This window comes from Paenibacillus sp. N22P23 (genome assembly GCF_059383735.1).
On sequence record NZ_JBXENT010000001.1, the window covers coordinates 820,929 to 839,721 of the forward strand.

An 18,793-nucleotide genomic window follows, 5' to 3' on the forward strand; every position below is an offset into this window, starting at 1 on the left:
CGATCAAACGCTTACATTATAATCCCTTGCAAATTTAAGGATACGCAACCGAAGATAGGTTGCTGGGATACTAAATTGGGAACCATTCATACTTAACAGCTAAAAGTATACTGCGCAGATTCCCCCAAAAAGTGTTGAAAATATGAATGATATACTGCTATACAGCCATACTAATCCAAGACTCTCGGTACAGACAGGCACTATGCACCTGAAGTGAACCGATTGGTCAAAATAAGCCGATTCTTCCTCGCTTATGGAGCGGAATTCGCACCGATTTAGACTTATCCTTGCAATGTGATGCATCAATCGGAGGATAAGTTTAGTATTTCTGATTCAAAAGTGATATTTTAGAAAAGATACTAGCAGTCTACTATCGACATCCATTACGCGAGGTGAATCATTGTGAAAGTTAGTCAACATGAAATTGACACCCTAACCCTTAATGAAGAATCAATTCAGCTTGCTGTAAACCTGATCCGTGTAAACGGATATGTTATCCTTGAAGGCGTTCTGCCGAAGGAGAAAGTTGCTGAACTTAAGAAAGCGTTCACAGACGCTATGAACTGGTTCGTCGATAAACACGGTAAAGAAATTTATTTGAATAAAACCGGCTTCAACGAAGGCACAAACCACTTGGGTATTTTCCTTCCATTCGAAGCGCCGTTTAATGATTCCTTGGTCATCGAGCACCCATTTGCTCTATCCATCATGGATCGTATTCTTGGCAAAGACTATTCCGTAACGTTGTTCTCATCGAACACATCGCTGCCTGGCGGTCAGAAAGCGCAGCCGGTTCACCCGGATTACGGCGCACGTTTCGGCGATCTGTGCACAACGCATCTGCCGATCACGGATCTCGTGTTCAACATTCCGCTCGTCGATGTTCACGAAAACAATGGCCCAATGGAAATTTGGCCGGGCGGCACGCACTTGCTGCCAGATAACTACTACGGTCCTAACGGCCCGAATCCAGAAGACCTGGCACCGCATATGAATTCGATGAAAGTTCATATGCCTGCAGGTTCAATCTTGCTTCGTGATGTTCGCATGTGGCACCGTGGAACACCAAACCGCAGCGACGAAATCCGTCCGAACCTTGCACTGATCTACAGCGCAATGGACCGCGATAACCGCGTTCAAATTCCGGTTGAAACGTACGAGAAAATGTCGGATCGTGCGAAGCACCTATTCCGCTGGCAGAAAATCGGCTACCCGGTTATCGAGCCAACACACGAATAAACATTGAAGAAGGACTACAAAATCGTTATGATTTTTGTAGTCCTTTTTTTTGTAGTCTTTTTATATCCGGTAAGGGAGAGATCAAAGTGGGAGCTGCACACATTTACAATGAAGTGAAAACAACGGACAAGCTGATCGCAATTACGTTCGACGATGGACCGAATCCGGAATGGACGCCGCAGTTTCTGGATGTGTTCAACCAATATGGAGCTAAAGCAACCTTCTACGTGCAGGGGACGAATATGGCAAAATACGCTGATGTCGCCAAACGAATGGACGAGGAAGGGCATGAGTTCGGCAATCACAGCTACTCTCATCCGCATATGGCGAGTCTGACCAAAGAGGAGCAATCAGAGGAACTTCGACGCGCTGAGCAATTCATCATCGACATCACCGGACAACGCCCAGCCACGTTTCGGCCGCCATATCTGGAGTACAACGACGACCTGCTCGCCGTATGCGAGCAATTCGGTTATCCCATCATACACGCTGCGAATCTGGGTACCCGCGATTGGGACATGCCGGGAACCGAACACATCGTGAATGTCTCTCGTGCCGAGGTTCGAGAGGGAAGTATCCTGTTATTCCATGATGGATTCGGAGATCGTTCGCAGTCGCTTGCGGCTATTCAAATCCTGGTGCCGGAGCTAATCGAACAAGGATACAAGCTTGTAACAATAAGTGAACTACTTGCTGCAGAGATCAAATAACCTTACACTTCCAAAGGCTGCCAAACCAAGCTATACCGCCGAGGCAGCCTTTAAGCATTCCTCATTCCGCTTTCTCGAATTGTACGCACGAAGCTTTCCGCTGCAACGGACAGCCTCTTATCGCGCCTCACTGCAAAACCAATGCTCCGAGATGGAAGGGGCACGTTCAGCCTTAGCTCCAATAACCTTCCGCTGCGCAGTTCCTCTTCTACAAATGATCGGCTAATGAAAGCCGCCCCATAATTTAATCGTGCGAATTCCGCCAATAAATCGACGCTGCCCAGCTCAATATCCGGTTTCACCGTAACGCCTTTCGCAGCAAACCATTGATCCACGAAGATGCGTGTACTACTGCCCGGCGAGAGCAAGATCAAAGGCAGCTCAGCCAGTTCATGAATGGAAAGTGTCTGCTCCGCCAGCCCCGTATAATCCTCTCCAACGACAAAACAATCCTCAATCGTTGCCATCGTATGAATAAGCAGCTGTGGATTCTGTATGGGCATATGGAGCATCGCGCAGTCAATGTCACCGTCCATCAGACGCCGAGTGATGTCAGGCGTTTTGCCATGGGAGAGTCGAATTCGGATGCCCGGATGCTCCTTATGAAAGGCATTAAGCTGTGGCAGCAGCAGATGCTTAATGAGTGAATCACTTGCGCCGATCCGAATTTCACCGGCATGAAGCTGCTTCAGATTGTGCAGATGCTTTTGCGCGGAATCCAACATGGAGAACGATTGCTCGACATAGTCCAGTAGTGCTCGGCCTTCGTCTGTGAGCTCGACACCTTTGGATAAACGGTGAAATAGCTGCACCCCCATCGCTTCCTCCATCTGCTTAATGGCGTAGCTAACAGAGGGTTGTGTGACATGCAGCTCTTGCGCGGCTTTCGTTAGATTTCGGTGACGTGCCGTATGTAGAAAGATGCGATACCACTCTAAATTGATCATTTTGACATAGACCACCTTTATGACAACGATTCAATATTCCGATTTCATTTATTCCAAGTATCTCATTATAATCGGGATAGATCAATTACTCCTAATGAGGTGGACGGAAATGGTAACGGTACATCCGGATTACGAAGCGCGTTCTCCGTGGTCGGCTAATAACGATCGACAGGAGGTAAGAATCAGTCCTCCAACGTCAGCGGTTCATGGCACGATTCGTGTGCCTGGCAGTAAGAGTCTTACGAATCGGGCACTAATTATCGCTGCACTTGCCAAAGGGAAATCCGAGCTGCAAGGCATCCTCAAGAGTGATGACTCGTATTGGTGTATTGATTCATTAAAGAAGCTTGGCGTAGCTGCAGTTGTCCAGCAAGAAACGGCTTCGATTGAAGGCTGTGGCGGAGTGTGGCCGAATACTTCAGCGAATCTGTATGTCGGCGCAGCGGGTACGGTAGCAAGATTTCTGCCCGGTGCCCTTGCGATCGGTCATGGCAAGTGGACGGTGAGCGGCAGTAAACGGATGAGTGAGAGACCGCAAGCTCCTTTGCTCGCTTCATTAACAAAGCTCGGCGCCAAATTCGAATATTCGATTACCGAACATAGTCTTCCCTACATGCTGCACGCATCCGGTCTTAATGGCGGTGAGGTTACGATACCCGGTAACACATCTAGTCAATTTCTTAGTGGATTGTTAATCGCTGCCCCATATGCGAAGGAACAGCTAACGATCCGTATTGATGGAGAAGTTGTTCAAAGGGACTACGTTCAAATGACCCTCGATATGATGGCTGACTTCGGCATTAAAGCTGTCGTGTCTCCGGATGGTCAATCCATCACGGTTCCTCAAGGAAACTATGAAGCACGGACTTATCAGTTAGAACCCGATGTCTCAACTTGCTGTTATTTCTGGGCTATTGCAGCGCTGACCGGAGGCCGTATTCGGACAGTAGGGATCCAAGCAAGTCGTACAAGTCAGCCGGACATCGAAATGCTGCAACTATTAGAACAGATGGGATGCTCGATCACATATGGTGAGGATTTCGTGGAGGTACAGGGAACCGAGAGTATCAAAGGCGGTTTCACGTTAAGCATGAAGAAGTGGTCCGATCAGACACTTACGATAGCAGCAATGGCTGTCTTCGCTGATGGTCCCATTACGTTAAAGGACGCTGCTCATATTAGGCATCATGAATGTGATCGTATCGCTGCGATTTGTGCAGAGCTTACTAAACTGGGAATTCGCGTAGAAGAACATCAAGATGGTTTAACCGTTTATCCGGGCATGCCGGTGCCGACCTTGGTTGAATCTCATGACGATCACCGCATGGCCATGGCGCTCTCACTAATTGGTCTGCGTGTTCACGATATCCGAATTTCCGATCCTGGCTGCGTATCCAAGACATGCCCGGATTACTTCGAGAAGCTGGCTGGACTTGGTATTCAAGTCGACTATTAATGGGGGAGGCCAACAAGATGGCAGGCAATACATTCGGTGAACGTTTCAAAATCACGACCTACGGAGAATCACACGGAGCATCAGTTGGCGTCATCGTAGATGGTGTCACGCCAGGCGTTGAAATCGACGAGGCTTACATCCAGAAGCAGATGGATCGGCGCAAACCAGGACAATCTTCCGTGACTTCGCCTCGCAAGGAATATGATATCGTTCACATCGAGTCGGGCGTGTTTGAAGGCAAGACAACAGGCACTCCGCTCTTTATTACTTTGCATAATCACGATATGAGGCCGGAAGCATATGGCTCCATTCAGCATGCTTTTCGCCCCGGTCATGCGGACTTTACGTATTTGCAGAAATATGGCATTCGCGATCATCGCGGCAGCGGGCGTGCTTCAGGCAGAGAAACTGCGGCCCGTGTAGCCGGAGGTGCGATTGCACGCAAGCTGCTGGAGAGACGCGGTGTTGACGTCATTGCATACTCACGCGAGATCGGCGGCATTAAATGCGAAACCTTCGATGAAACCGTCATCGAGCAAAATGCGGTTCGTGCCTGCGACGCTGAAGCAGCAAAAGCGATGATTCACAAAATCGAGCACTTAGCTTCCGTAGGCGATAGCTGCGGCGGAATCGTGGAGTGCCGGATTCGCGGTGTGATGCCGGGTCTTGGCGAACCTGTCTTCGATAAATTGGATGCGGAGCTGGCGAAGGCGATGCTGTCCATTGGCGCGATTAAAGGGATCGAATTTGGCGCAGGCTTTGAAGCGGCTGTGATGCTGGGCAGTGAGCATAATGACGGCATGAACAGCAGCGGTTTTCTCAGTAATCATGCAGGTGGCATTGTCGGCGGGATCAGCAACGGCCAGGATATCGTGTTTCGAGTCAGCGTCAAACCGACATCTTCCATATCGGTGCCGCAGCAGACAATCAACGTGGACGGCGAAGAACAAGAGATCCAGACGATCGGCCGGCATGATCCATGTATTTGTCCGAGAATCGTTCCCGTTGTAGAAGCCATGGCATGCCTAGTCGTGGAGGATATGTATAAACGACAAGCGGCTATGCTTGGCTAAGGAAAAATGGTACGATACGCCTGAGAACAGGAGGCGAGCAACCATGAAATCCTACATTTGGGAAGGCAGTAAAGTTAGACTGCGGCCGCTGGAATTCGGCGATTGGGAGGACTATCATCAGAATGATCACGATTCTGAAGGTGCTCGGCTCTGCGATATGATTCATTTTCCAAGAACCGAGGAAGGTACGAAGGCATGGGCGGAGGAGAAGGTCGACCATCCGTTGGAAGGTGATAATATATGGCTGTCCATTGAGACACTCCAAGGCGTGCTTGTCGGGAGTATGTGTACGAGCAATTGTGACCCGAGAAATGGCACATTCAAGTACGGCATTGCAATATTTCGCGAGCATTGGCGTCAAGGCTATGCGTCTGAATCGGTTATGCTGATCCTTCGTTATTATTTCGAGGAGCTTCGATATTACAAAGCCAATGCCCATGTTTATGCATTCAATAGCGGCTCTATTGCTCTCCAGGAGCATCTGGGCTTCAAGCAAGAAGGCCGACTGCGTGACATGATATTCACCAAAGGCAAACATCACGATGAGTTTATCTATGGACTCACGAAGAGTGACTATGAAGAATTGCTGCAAGAGAAATCAACGATGGAGTAGTGCGTCGTTGATTTCTCTTTTTTTGATTGACTTGGAAGCAATGCCCATATGATAATCGATTCACTGCCTGGTAATTACTAGAATTGATAGGAGTCATTAGTCTTTTCAGTTGAGAAAAGAGGGATTGTATGGCTGTCATCCAAGTGGAACATTTGCGTAAAGAGTTCAAACGTAACAAGAGCAGAGAAGGGCTCTGGAACAATGTCAAACGGCTTGTCTACCGAGAGTATGAAACCAAGACGGCCGTAGATGACATTTCGTTCACGATCGACAAAGGGGAGATTGTGGGGTATATCGGTCCAAACGGGGCAGGAAAATCCACTTCCATCAAAATGTTAGTTGGAATATTAGTGCCAACAAGTGGTCGGGTTATCGTAAACGGCATCGAGCCTTATAAGAATCGCGAGCTGAACGCGATGCGAATTGGCGCCGTTTTTGGTCAGAAAACACAGCTGTGGTGGGATACACCAGTCATTGATTCGCTCAAATTGATGAGGTACATGTATGATATTCCACTAGCTAGATTCAACGAGAATATGGAACGTTTCACGGACATTCTCGGTCTGGATGAGTTCAAACATGTCGCCGTCCGACAACTCAGTCTCGGGCAGCGAATGAGGGCGGACTTATGTGCGGCGCTGCTGCATGACCCGGATATTATTTATTTGGATGAGCCAACCATCGGGCTGGACGTTGTGGTCAAGGAGAAGATTCGCAACTTTATTCTCGAAATCAACCGTGATCGCGGTACGACAGTCATACTCACAACGCATGATATGTCTGATATTGAGAAGCTTTGCAGTCGAGTCATGGTTATTGATCAAGGCAAGCTGATGTATGACGGGAACCTAGAGCGATTGAAGAGCGACTTTGGCACAGGCGAGCAGATGGTTGTGGAAACCGATCGTGTATTCGATTCATCCCATGAGCTGAGCGAACTCGGTGTGACAAGCTGCAGTGTAGACGGCAAGAAGACGCAGATCGTCTATGATAAGAAGTTGATCAATTCTTCGATGCTGATTAAATGGATTATGGACCGGTACGAAGTGAAAGACTTTGTCGTCAAGGAAACCGACATCGAGGAGATCATACGAACGATGTACGTGCAGCAGTTTCCGCTTGAGGCTGCCGCGGATCGGGAGCGTGTTCTCACATGAGACTTGCCCTCTATCGCGAAATGACCCTGAATTCACTTCGGCAAAACATGGCCTATCGTATGGAAGTGTTTATGTTCCTATTTGGCCAGTTAATTAAGGTATTCGTGCAGGTCTATATCTGGTATGCCGTATTTGCAGGACAAACGAAGCTCGATTCAGGCGCAGGCAGCATTTCCGTGAAGGAAATGGTCACTTATGTGGTGATCAGCTCGTTCATCTCGGTATTCGCCACGAATAATGTCATCTTCTGGGTCGGGGGGAAAGTAAGAAACGGCGAAATTGCGATGGAGCTGCTAAAGCCGGTCAATTTTCGCTTCGTCGCCTTCTTTCATTCGCTTGGACAGAACGTATTCCGAGTACTCTTCGAACTCATTCCGCTCCTTCTGATAAGCTTGTACTTCTTTCGATTAGAGCTGCCGACCGGCTGGAATGCGGTGGCTTTCGCGATTATGCTCGTCAACGCATTTCTACTCAACTTCCTCATCAACTACATCATCGGTTTAATAGCTTTCTGGTATGTACTCGTCTGGCAAATTAACGTGCTGCTTAGCGGGCTGATTCGATTGTTCTCCGGCGCCTTTATCCCAATATGGTTCTTCTCCGGAACACTGACGACAATTTCCTATTGTCTGCCGTTTCGATTGATTTATTACGATCCCATCTCCGTGTATTTAGGCAAAACAACGGGGTTGATGGATGTTGGCTTCGTTATTTTGAAGCAGGTGGGCTGGATCGTCGCACTCCTTCTACTGGAACGGCGAATGTGGGCGAGTGCGGTGAAAAAACTGGTCGTGCAGGGGGGCTGAACATGCGGTTTCTTAAATTATATGCCCGTTTTATTCCGATTTATTTCAAAAGTAAATCGGAATATGGCATCATGTTTTACTTGGATTTCCTCGGCTTCGCGATGGGACATATCGTCAATTTCATGATCATCTGGGTCATGCTCGACCGTTTCAACACGATCAATGGCTGGGGAATGTACGAGGTCATGCTGATTTATACGATGAATATGTTTACGTTCGGATTAGCTTCGATCTTCTTCTCGTTCCAGATGTGGGAGGTAGAAGACATGGTCGCACAGGGCACGTTCGATGTCATGCTTGTTAAACCGGTCAACCCGTTCATCCATATGATTATACGGACTTTCGGCCATTTCTACTTAGGTGATGTCATTATCGGGATTACGATGTTTATCGTGTGCTTCAACCATCTGAACGTGCATATGGGGGTCACCGAATTGCTCGTCCTTGTTGTTGTTTTAATCGGGGCAACACTTGTGCAAGCTGCTTTTATCGTGATTACCGGCTCCATGTGCTTCTGGTTCACACGTTCCGGTGCATTGATGGACATGGTTGTACACGGGATACGTTCGTTTATGGATTATCCCATATCGATCTACAGCAAGTTTATTCGCATCCTTGTTACCTTCGTCGTGCCCTATGCGTTCGTCAACTTCTATCCATCACAGCTGATCTTGAACAAGACGGGGGAGACTCTGTTCTCGCCGATTCTGCCTTATGTTGCGCCAGTCGTCGGACTTGCGCTGTTCTTGCTCGCCTACGCGGTTTGGAATCGTGGACTTAATAAGTATCAAGGGACGGGAAGTTAGGAGATTTCCTCAAGGCTGCCTTCTGGCAGTCTTTTTGTTGATAAATAATACTTATTAAGAGGTTAAAATATTGAATATTCTGTTTATCGATCCGCAGTGTTACACTCTAACTGAGCGATCATTGTAGGGGGTTGGCGTATGGAGATTTCGAGCATTTCCGAGAGCTTCAATAGATTTGCCGAGAAGGAGTGCAAAAGGTCAAGCAGCTTATATGAGCAACTTTCCACACGCATCGCGGAAGACGATGAATTACTGCATATTGCCGCTGCAAGTAGAGAAGGGCAGCCTATCCCGAATCTCTTTCTAGGTGCTGTACATTATTTGCTGCTGAGTGGCATCGAGCATGACTTGATCAATTTTTATGCGAGTATTGTACCGAATCCGAAAGACGCTGCAGCTGCTTTTGAACCCTTCAAGGATTTCTGCTTGCTCCACCGAGACGAGCTTGTTCAACTTTTGACATCGAAGCTTGCTCAGACAAATGAGGTCCGTCGATGTACGTATTTGTATCCGGCTTTCTGCCACATCTACGCGCTATCGAACAAGCCGCTTGCTTTGATTGAGATTGGAACGAGCGCCGGACTGCAGTTATTTTGGGATAAATACAGGTACTCCTATGATGGTGTCGATGGATACTTTGGGAATCAACATTCGAAATTCACACTGTCTTCGTCACTTCGCGGTTCGGACATTCCGTTCCTCTATGCGGATAGTCCACCGGTAACGTCCAGAATAGGTATTGATCTTCATGTGAATCAGCTCCATCATTCGGAAGATCTGCTATGGATGAAGGCATTAATTTGGCCGGAACATAAGGTGCGGATTAACCATTTCGAAGAGGCGGTAAGCATTTTTGACGAGCAAGCCGTTCAACTGATAGAAGGCAATGCATTGGTATGTATGGAAGAGGTCGCAACAACGATCGCGGAGGATCATGCCTTGTGTATCTTTCATACGCATGTGGCTAATCAATTTAGCCTTGCGGATAAACACCAATTGTTCGAACAAATTCGTGTAATGGGGCAGACAAGAGAGGTCTATCACCTCTACAATAATATGTGGGATCCGGATCTGCATCTTGATTACGATCGAGAAGGCCAGCTCCAGAGCTTGGTACTTGCTGAAACAGATGGGCATGCCAGGTGGTTGAATTGGAAACTCTAGTTCAGAGATCATGGATACCCGTATTTTGAAACAAGGAGGTGACTGGGATGTTCACGGAAAGCGAATATTTCGATGAGCAATTTAAGGATATCAAAGTTACGAAAGATGAAGTCATCTCCGTCCATTTCCACGATTGTACGTTCACGAATTGCGAGTTTAGCGAGACGGTTTTCGATGAATGTAAGTTTACCGGCTGCACGTTTATCCGCTGCGATTTGAACCTCATGAAAGTAGCTGACAGCAAGTTCTCGCAGGTTCATTTCATGCAGTCTAAGCTGGTTGGCGTCAATTGGACGGAGGCGGAATGGCCTCGAATCACGGTGCCAAACCTGCTCAAATTTGAAGAATGCACATTAAATCACTCGACCTTTATTGGAGTTGCGCTTCCGCAATCGACGATCACGAATTGTTCCGTCAAGGATGTCGATTTCAGAGAGGCGGATCTCTCGAAAGCGAATTTGAGAGGCTCGGATTTCACGGAAAGCGTGTTTGGTGATACCAATTTAACGGGAGCTGACCTCTCCCATGCGGTGAATTACCAGATCGATCCAAGCCGGAATCGGATTCGCCAAGCGAAATTTATGCTGCCCGAAGCGCTAAACCTCCTGTATTGCATGGATATTGTGATCGATGAAGATTGATTGGAGAAGTCGCGATGTATCGCGGCTTTTTTTATGTTCGAAATTGTTTATATGAAAATGGCTATGCGCCTGTTATATTGGAGAAAGCGCTTCAATTATGGAAAAATCAGTAATGGGAGGCATGAACCAAGATGAACAAGGTGCTGACTAATTCGCAGATTGAGCAATTTATGGAGCTGGGCTGGGTCAAGGTGGAGGAAGCTTTCCCGAGAACACTGGCGTTGGAATGCCAAGATTTCTTGTGGGAGCAGCTAAGACGCTATGAAATCGATCGGAATGATAAAGAAACATGGAAACCACCTTTAATGTTTATGAAAGAGAACTTCCGAAGCCCGGCATTTGATCAATGCCATACGGACCGGCTTGGCGATGCCATCGAGGATCTGATCGGACCGGACCGTTGGAGACAGAAGGTCCTATGGAACGGAGAAACGGATCGGAATTATCCGGGATGGGGCTGGTGGCCGGTTAATTTCGATCTAGGCGCAGACGAAGCATGGAGTGTCCCGGCAACGGGGTGGCACTGGGATGGATCGCATTTTCGCCATTACGTTGATGCGCCGGATCAAGGCTTGCTCTGTCTGTGCATCTTCTCGGAAATCGGCTCTCAAGGCGGTGGAACGCTGATCGCGGAAGGCTCTCATCAAGTTGTCGCTCGTTACTTAGCAACGAAGCCGGAAGGGATGGATCCACACGAAGCGATTGACGAGTGTAATACATGGCATCCTTGGATGGCTGCTCTTACCGGAAGGGCAGACGATTCATTCTTACCGGGGGCGAATCGGATTGAGAAGTTTATGACGAACACGTACACCGATGAGCATGGAACAAAGCTTCGCGTCCAGGAGGCGGCTTCATCACCTGGTGACGTCTTCTTATGCCATCCTTTTCTCTATCATACCTCTTCGCAAAATCACAGTGGGGCAACGCGATTCTTATGCAATCGAACGACTCCGTTGAAAGAGCGGATGAACTTCGATCGAAGAGACGGGAGTGCGTATTCACCGCTTGAGCTCAGCATCAAACGTGCACTCCAGCTCTAGCAGTGAAATGGGTTCATGAACAGGAGTGAATGCAGCATCTACGAACGAGATTTGAACAAGGCATGAGCAGAAACTCGACGAAATTCTGCACGAAGCTTTAATAGACGACATGATAAACGGAGGCTCATTCATGGAGCCTCCGTTTCGCTTCTATAGGGAGCATGCCGGGTAATAAATTGTTGTTGTGAATATCGAATACTCGGTATATAATCAAATGTGCCCGAGCACATAACGATTGAAACCGTTCCCAAGGTGCCGGACTCAAACACGCGATCCCGCGGACCATCGGAGGGAGAACATGAGCAGATACGCAGTTGAAACGCTCAAGCAAGATGGCTTAACGATTATTAAGTTATCTGATTCATTAAGCGAAAGTATCGCAGAACTGCTGCCGGAAGTTGGCAATAATCTGTACAGCTTTAAGACTGACGGACGCGAAATCATCAAGACTTCCATAAGTTTAGAAACGCTGAAGAACGAGAAGTTTGCCAGCTCAAAGTATGGAACACCGGTCTTGTCTCCACCTAATCGGATTAACAAAGGTACATTTACGTTTCAAGATCGTACGTACCATTTTCCAATTAATGAACCGCCTGACTATCATTTGCACGGGGAACTAAGCGTCAAAGCATGGGAAGTGCTTGATAGCGGTGCCACAGATGAACAAGGAGCATGGGTTACAAGCCGTCTGCGCTACGTGGACCACCCAGACATCCTGGAATACTTTCCTCATCCATTAACCTTTACAATTACATACCGGCTGCTTGGCGGCAAGCTGGTTATGGATAGCCGTATTCAGAATGAAGGCTCAGATGAAGCACCATTCGCTTATGGATTGCATCCTTACTTCTCGCTGCCATATGAAAGCGACCCCAAGCTTACGCTTCAGGTTCCTGCCAAAGTGGAATGGCCGATCACGAATTTATCGTTCGTCACGGGAACTCCAGCGGTAACGAAGCTGAGCGAAGCGATTAGACAAGGAATTGAATTAGCTGATTATCCGGAGCTCGGCTGCACGCTGCTAACCATCGATCCAGAATCGGATTATATCAATCGCCTTGTGCTTCCTAATGCAGGTTATACAATTGCTTATCAACTCGACGCGCAATTTCCATTCGTGCTTCTGTTCCGTCCGAACTGGGATCAAGCCTTCTCGATCGAGCCTTATACCTATGTAACGGACGCATTCAATCTTCCTTATGAGCAAGAATTAACCGGTGCACAGGGTATAAAAGCAGGAGAAGAGCGCAGGATAACAACTTCACTTTGGATCGAATAATAAATCAAAATCAAGGAAACGTAGGAGGACACAAGGATGAAACAGCTTGATTTTCAAACCATCATTCGACCTGAGATGCCTAAACGGATGGATTACCGGATAGGATGTATCGGATCCGGCTTTATTATGCGGGATTGCCACCTGGTTGCTTACCGCGATGCGGGATTTAATCCGGTTGCCATTGCGTCCCGTACGTATGAGAATGCGAAGGCCGTTGCTGAGCTTCGTAACATCCCGAAGGTTCACCGTACATGGGAAGAGCTTGTGCGCGATCCTGAGATCGAAATATTGGATATTGCTCTGCCGCCAGATCGCCAGCTGGATGTGGTGCGCGAAGCGGTCAAGCAATCGCATATTAAAGGCATTCTGTGCCAGAAGCCGCTTGCGATGAATTCACAAGAAGCGCGCCAAATCGTCGAGCTTTGCGAAGCAGCAGGGATCAAAATCGCCGTTAACTCCAACATGCGCTATGACCAATCTATCCGCGCGCTGAAAGCGATTCTTGAAGGCGGATACTTGGGACAAACTGTACTTGCAACAATTGAGATGCGTGCGATTCCGCATTGGCAGGGCTTCCTTGAGCAGTATGAGCAAATCGAAATTCTCAACATGGGTATTCATCATATTGATGCATTCCGCTACTTGTTCGGCGACCCTGAGAAGATTACAGCCGTCACGCGCAGAGATCCGCGTACGAAGTTCTCTCATATCGACGGCATTTCGCAATACACGTTCCAATATGCGGACGAGCTCATGGCGACGAGCTTGGATGATGTATGGGCTTGGCCGGGCGAAGGCACGGAGAAGGATATTTACATCAAGTGGCGCGTGGAAGGATTGGATGGCATGGCTACAGGTACGATAGGCTGGCCCCGTTATCCGGAGCATTCTCCAAGCACGCTTGCATTCACAACACGCCAAGCGCCGAACGAGTGGATTCGCCCAGAATGGGATCAAGTTTGGTTCCCTGACGCATTCCAAGGAACGATGGCGCAACTGCTGCGTGCCGTGGAAACAAACAGCGAGCCGGAAATCGGCGGACGCGATAACCTGCGAACAATGGCTGCAGTTGACGCTTGCTACAAGTCCATTTCTGAAGGCAGAACGGTTAAGTTCTCGGAACTATTTTAATTATCAATATAACTCGTGGAGGTTGTTATCTATGTTATCAGTCGGTATTTTCAACGCTTATTATCCTTATTCGCTTCAGGAATCGATCGCAAGAATGAAGAAAGACGGTTTCTCTTGTGTGCAGCTCGACTTGGCTTTCAAAGACATGGATCTTTCCTTCGATTCCTTGACCAAAGAGAAATGCCGCACGATTCGCGATGCATTCCGTGATGCAAATTTGCCGATCGTCTGTATCTCCGGATATACGAACCTGATTCACCCGGATCCGGTTAAACGCAAGCAGAACGTCCACGGCGTCAAGAAAATTCTCGAGTTCGCTCGTGACCTTGGCAGCCCATATGTGGTAAGTGAAACCGGTACTTTCAATACAGAGAGTGACTGGGTTTGGGATGAGAAGAACGGCACGGAAGAAGCGTACGAGGAAGTTGCGCGTACAATTGAAGATCTGGCTAAATTTGCTTATGACAACGGCTCTGTTTTCTTAATCGAGAACTATGTCAACAACGTTATCGGTTCTGTCGAACAAGTGTCGCGTTTGCTTTCGGACGTTAATCATCCTGGTCTTGGCTTGCTGATGGACCCGACTAACTATTTCACGGACAGCAATATTGACCATATCGACGCCACTTTGAACAGCATCTTCAATACCCTTGGCGATAAAGTCAAAATCGCGCACGCGAAAGATTGCATGCGGGCCGTAGATACAGTGGAGAAGCATGCGAATATTGACGCTTCTGAATCCCACTCGTTCCGTGGCGCAGGCGCAGTTGAGCTGCCAGCTCCGGGTCTTGGCAACTTGAACTACGATCTGTATCTGGAGCGTTTGGCGAAGCTTCACCCGAACATTCCGATCATCATTGAGCATCTGGAAGAAGAGGACATTCCGCGTGCGAAGACGTTCCTTGACAATAAACTCAAATCAGTGGGTGTATAAGCATAATTTCTCGGTTAATACCTCTTGTGAGAACAATTCATTCGCTCTATAATAATAGGTGCCCGAGCACAGCTGGGCAATAGGAGCGAATTATGACCGTAACCATTAGAGAAATTGCCAAGCAGGCAGGGGTATCGCGAGGAACAGTTGACCGGGTGCTTAATGACAGGCCTGGCGTGAAACCAGAGGTTCGCGATCGGATTCTTAGTATCGTAGCTGAATTGAATTATGTGCCTAATATTGCAGCTAAAGCGCTAGCTTATCAGAAGAAACCTCTTGTATTCGGCATTATTATGCCGCCGCAAGAAATTCAATTCTTTGAAGCGATTCGTAACGGAATCGGTGTTGCGGCAGATGAACTCAAGGATCTTGGCGTCCGTTTGGAGTATCGATTCGTCGATAATCAGAGTCCTGAAGAAGGCGCAGCTGCCATTCGCGAGTTAGTTGAAGCAGGCGTTAGCGGTATTATGTTCTCCGTCATGGACGATGAATTGATCCGTGCGAGCATCGATTACGCTGCCGAACGGGCCGTACCGATTGTTACCTTCAACTCGGATGTCGAGCTTAGCAAACGGATTTGTTTCGTTGGACAGGATTTGCATAAGAGCGGGATGGTTGCTGCTGGTCTGATGAACCGAGTTCTGCAGGCTAATGCCAAAGTATTGATTGTAACGGGTAACTTGAAGTTCCATGCGCATCGTTCACGGGTCGAGGGTTTCAAGCAAGGACTCGCAGAACATGGAAATAAGCTGGAAGTGCTTCAAGTCATCGAAGGTTTCGACCGTTACGCAGATACGTATTCGCAGCTCGACCATGCACTTCGTATTCATACAGACATCGGTGGCATCTACATGGCGACAGGCGATATTGGCGCATGTGTAGACGTAATCAAACATCATCACCTAGAAGGCACACTTCGTGTTGTCTGCAATGACTTAATTCCGCCGGCTATTCAGGGTCTTCGTGAGCGGATTATTGATTTCACGATTGTGCAGAATCCGGAGAGGCAAGGGTATTTGTCGCTGCGCATCCTGTTTGATCATGTGTTTGCAGGGAAGCAGCCGGAGTCCGAACATCATTATACAGAGACACATATTTATATTCCCGAGAGCCTGTAAGGCTTTCTTTTTTGGGGAATTTCGTGCCCGCGCACGAATATAAATAAACAAGGAGGCGGTCAGAGTGGCAATTGTAGTACAACGAAGAGACTACAGTTTAAAAGGCATCGAGAGTAAGCGTGCGGATGAGAAAGGTCTTGCTTCTGCAGAATGGCATCAAACCCCAATCCCTCGTGCGAAGATGAAGGAATTGATGAAGAGGAAGGATGGTCCGGCGATTCGAGATACGCTGATCTGGTTTGGCGGACTGATTATCCTTGGTTTCCTTGCTTATCAATCTTGGGGCACATGGTGGGCCGTTCCGGCGTTCTTCCTGTACGGTTTGCTTTATGCGACACCAGGGGATTCCCGCTGGCATGAATGTGGACACGGTACAGCATTTAAGACACCTTGGATGAATGATGTTGTTTACCACATTGCTTCGTTCTTTGTACTTCGTTCGGCAACGCCTTGGCGCTGGAGCCATGCCCGTCATCATACCGATACGATCATCGTTGGACGCGATCCGGAGATCATTACTGCTAGACCGCCAGTTTGGAAAATCCTCTACATGCAAATTTTCCATCTGTACGGCGGCCCGCTTGCCATCAAAAGCTTCATCCTGCACACGTTCGGCAAGCTGGATGAGCAAGAGAAAGACTATATTCCGGCATCCGAGCACTATAAAGTGTACCGTGAAGCACGTGTTTACATGCTGATTATTCTAGCTGTTGTTGCAGCATGCATTTATATGGGCAGTATTCTGCCAGCTATGTTCATCATTCTTCCTTCATTCTACGGTGGTTTGCTGGTTCTAACGTTCGGGATTACACAACATCTTGGATTGTATGAAGATGTGTTGGATCATCGCCTTAATACACGGACAATCTATATGAACCGGGTATTCCGTTTCCTGTATTGGAACATGAATTACCACACCGAGCATCATATGTTCCCAATGGTTCCGTTCCACGCCTTGCCTAAGCTGCATGAAGTCATGAAGTCAGATTGTCCGGAAGCTCGTCCGAGCCTCTGGGCAGCACTGAAAGAAGTCGTCGGCGCGCTTCGCAAGCAGAAGGAAGATCCGTCTTATGTGGTCGTTAAGCCGCTACCGGAAACAGCCCTTCCTTATCGCTACGGTCCTAATATGGACTATCAAACAAGGAGTGAAGCATAGTGTCAAACCATGTATGGGTAGAAGTTTGCGATGCTGATGAAATTGAAGTCGAAGATGTTATCCGCTTCGACGAGGGCGATCGTTCCTTCGCTGTGTACCGTTCAGATAAAGGGGATTATCACGCGACGGACGGTTTCTGCACACATGGGAAGTACCATCTGTCTGAGGGACTTGTGATGGGGAAGCAGGTTGAATGTCCGAAGCACAACGGTCGCTTTGACATTACTACCGGCGCAGCCGTACGTGTTCCGGCTTGTGTGGATTTGCAGTCCTATCCGGTTAAAGTAGAAGACGACAAAGTGTTTATTCTGATTTAAAAGTGTAGTTAGCAATATAAACCCGCCAATAATTGGCGGGTTTTATTTTATATAAAGTTATAAATCTAATAAACATCTAATATATTCCTAAAATTTCATTGCTATGATGGTTTTGTAACGGTGCACATGCAATGCCCAAACCAAATGAAGAACGGAGAATGGTACAATGGAATCTTATTTGCAAGAGAAAATTGAATCATTACGTTTTGAAATGAATGATCGGGCATGTAAGCACGGAAGCCTCACAGATGAGAGAGTCGTGTTCGTCAGTCAGCAGTTGGATCGATACATTTTTGTTTATCAGAAACTGCAGCGAAAACGATATAAACGTAAATCATAATCATCCCTTAGAATGAGTAGAACCCAATTCATACCGACCAGTTGTCGGTTATGACTTGGGTTTTTTGTTTGTTTGCAGGTGCATTGCACGAATTAATAATGGTAAACTAAAGTTGTTATTTTTTTACAATGGATGTGGAGGTAATCGGAGTCCAATATGAATATTACATTTATATCGAAAGAAGTATATGTAGTTGATGGCATTCGTGTGGAAAATCTACTTGATCGGATGTATTGTATTTTTGATTTGGAAGGCACGGGGATTTTCGTAGAGTCGGAGTATATTACTCAGTTTGGCGCTATCTTATTTCGAAATGGCGAAATAGTAGCTACGTTTACTTCACTTGTTAAATCACCTAAGCCGATACCGGATGCCGTCCAGGAGCTAACAGCAATAACGAATGAAAGTCTTAAGTATGCGCCAACTTTCCCGGAAGTGTACAATCGATTTCTGGATTTCTGCGGGGATGCTGTTCTGGTAACTCAGGCAGGGTATGAATATGATATCCCCATGCTGAAGAGACATTGTAACGAGCATCATGTTCCGTTTGTAGATAAAACGGTTATCGATACGAAAGCTTTATTTGCAAACATTCATCCGGAGCTTCATGATGTATTCTCTACGGATTATTTCATTGATTATTATGCGATAGATGATACAGATATCAAACGTCATGATGCGGCAGGAGACTGTGTGTTGATTAGCCGGATCCTGATGAGTATTCTGGCTGAGTACCAAGTGAAACAAGTGAATGATTTTGAGCTGAACGAAGGCTTGAACGTAAAAAGATTCATCATTCCACAGATGTATATGAGTTAAAGGGGGTTGAAACTTCTTCGGCTCGTCGAACGTATGGGAAATCA

Annotated in this window: 20 protein-coding genes; 19 read left to right on the top strand and 1 reads right to left on the bottom strand. The window is 47.4% G+C overall.

Features of this window, described 5'->3' with window-relative positions:
* Positions 1-402: 402 nt before the first annotated feature.
* Complete coding sequence (locus AC506A_RS04090; protein WP_495459692.1) at positions 403-1,239, top strand: phytanoyl-CoA dioxygenase family protein; 837 nt, start codon at positions 403-405, stop codon at positions 1,237-1,239.
* An 86-nt stretch (positions 1,240-1,325) separates the two neighbouring features.
* Positions 1,326-1,949 carry a polysaccharide deacetylase family protein gene (locus AC506A_RS04095; protein ID WP_495459693.1) on the top strand — a complete coding sequence of 208 codons (624 nt, stop codon included), beginning with the start codon at positions 1,326-1,328 and terminating at the stop codon, positions 1,947-1,949.
* Between the two features lie 50 nt (positions 1,950-1,999).
* On the opposite strand, the gene AC506A_RS04100 is transcribed toward AC506A_RS04095, so the two are convergent.
* Positions 2,000-2,896 carry a LysR family transcriptional regulator gene (locus tag AC506A_RS04100; RefSeq protein WP_495459694.1) on the bottom strand — a complete coding sequence of 299 codons (897 nt, stop codon included), beginning with the start codon at positions 2,894-2,896 and terminating at the stop codon, positions 2,000-2,002.
* 109 nt (positions 2,897-3,005) lie between these two features.
* Between AC506A_RS04100 and aroA the strand changes: the two genes are divergently transcribed.
* From aroA to AC506A_RS04185, 17 genes are all read left to right on the top strand, one after another.
* A complete protein-coding gene (gene aroA, locus AC506A_RS04105; RefSeq protein WP_495459695.1) occupies positions 3,006-4,352 on the top strand; it encodes a 3-phosphoshikimate 1-carboxyvinyltransferase in 1,347 nt (448 codons plus the stop codon).
* A gap of 17 nt (positions 4,353-4,369) precedes the next feature.
* Entirely contained in the window at positions 4,370-5,425 is a 1,056-nt protein-coding gene (aroC, locus tag AC506A_RS04110) for a chorismate synthase (protein WP_495459696.1), read from the top strand.
* Positions 5,426-5,468: 43 nt separating this feature from the next.
* Complete coding sequence (locus tag AC506A_RS04115; protein WP_495459697.1) at positions 5,469-6,038, top strand: GNAT family N-acetyltransferase; 570 nt, start codon at positions 5,469-5,471, stop codon at positions 6,036-6,038.
* Between the two features lie 128 nt (positions 6,039-6,166).
* On the top strand, positions 6,167-7,195 hold the full coding sequence (locus tag AC506A_RS04120; RefSeq protein WP_495459698.1) for an ABC transporter ATP-binding protein: 1,029 nt from the start codon (positions 6,167-6,169) through the stop codon (positions 7,193-7,195).
* Entirely contained in the window at positions 7,192-8,001 is an 810-nt protein-coding gene (locus tag AC506A_RS04125; RefSeq protein ID WP_495459699.1) for an ABC transporter permease, read from the top strand. Before AC506A_RS04120 ends, AC506A_RS04125 begins: the two co-directional genes overlap by 4 nt.
* Positions 8,002-8,003: 2 nt before the next feature.
* Complete coding sequence (locus tag AC506A_RS04130) at positions 8,004-8,807, top strand: ABC transporter permease (RefSeq protein WP_495459700.1); 804 nt, start codon at positions 8,004-8,006, stop codon at positions 8,805-8,807.
* Between the two features lie 138 nt (positions 8,808-8,945).
* Positions 8,946-9,971: a DUF2332 domain-containing protein gene (locus tag AC506A_RS04135; RefSeq protein ID WP_495459701.1), complete on the top strand. Its 1,026-nt coding sequence runs from the start codon at positions 8,946-8,948 to the stop codon at positions 9,969-9,971.
* A gap of 47 nt (positions 9,972-10,018) precedes the next feature.
* Positions 10,019-10,612, top strand: a complete 594-nt coding sequence (locus tag AC506A_RS04140) for a pentapeptide repeat-containing protein (protein ID WP_495459702.1) — start codon at positions 10,019-10,021, stop codon at positions 10,610-10,612.
* Positions 10,613-10,743: 131 nt separating this feature from the next.
* Complete coding sequence (locus AC506A_RS04145; RefSeq protein WP_495459703.1) at positions 10,744-11,655, top strand: phytanoyl-CoA dioxygenase family protein; 912 nt, start codon at positions 10,744-10,746, stop codon at positions 11,653-11,655.
* Positions 11,656-11,953: 298 nt separating this feature from the next.
* The gene (locus AC506A_RS04150) at positions 11,954-12,934 is read left to right on the top strand and encodes an aldose 1-epimerase (protein ID WP_495459704.1); all 981 of its coding nucleotides are present in this window, start codon (positions 11,954-11,956) and stop codon (positions 12,932-12,934) included.
* 36 nt (positions 12,935-12,970) lie between these two features.
* Positions 12,971-14,065, top strand: a complete 1,095-nt coding sequence (locus AC506A_RS04155; RefSeq protein WP_495459705.1) for a Gfo/Idh/MocA family protein — start codon at positions 12,971-12,973, stop codon at positions 14,063-14,065.
* A gap of 31 nt (positions 14,066-14,096) precedes the next feature.
* Positions 14,097-14,999, top strand: coding sequence for a sugar phosphate isomerase/epimerase family protein (locus tag AC506A_RS04160; protein ID WP_495459706.1), 903 nt, complete (start codon positions 14,097-14,099; stop codon positions 14,997-14,999).
* A gap of 92 nt (positions 15,000-15,091) precedes the next feature.
* Positions 15,092-16,117, top strand: a complete 1,026-nt coding sequence (locus AC506A_RS04165; protein ID WP_495459707.1) for a LacI family DNA-binding transcriptional regulator — start codon at positions 15,092-15,094, stop codon at positions 16,115-16,117.
* Between the two features lie 64 nt (positions 16,118-16,181).
* Positions 16,182-17,273 (top strand): fatty acid desaturase family protein, encoded by a 1,092-nt coding sequence (locus AC506A_RS04170; RefSeq protein ID WP_495459708.1) that lies wholly within the window; start codon positions 16,182-16,184, stop codon positions 17,271-17,273.
* Positions 17,273-17,590: a MocE family 2Fe-2S type ferredoxin gene (locus tag AC506A_RS04175; protein WP_495459709.1), complete on the top strand. Its 318-nt coding sequence runs from the start codon at positions 17,273-17,275 to the stop codon at positions 17,588-17,590. The genes AC506A_RS04170 and AC506A_RS04175 overlap by 1 nt, the downstream gene beginning before the upstream one ends.
* Positions 17,591-17,756: 166 nt before the next feature.
* On the top strand, positions 17,757-17,930 hold the full coding sequence (locus tag AC506A_RS04180) for a Spo0E family sporulation regulatory protein-aspartic acid phosphatase (protein WP_495459710.1): 174 nt from the start codon (positions 17,757-17,759) through the stop codon (positions 17,928-17,930).
* Between the two features lie 156 nt (positions 17,931-18,086).
* Positions 18,087-18,749 carry a 3'-5' exonuclease gene (locus AC506A_RS04185; RefSeq protein ID WP_495459711.1) on the top strand — a complete coding sequence of 221 codons (663 nt, stop codon included), beginning with the start codon at positions 18,087-18,089 and terminating at the stop codon, positions 18,747-18,749.
* Positions 18,750-18,793 lie beyond the last annotated feature (44 nt).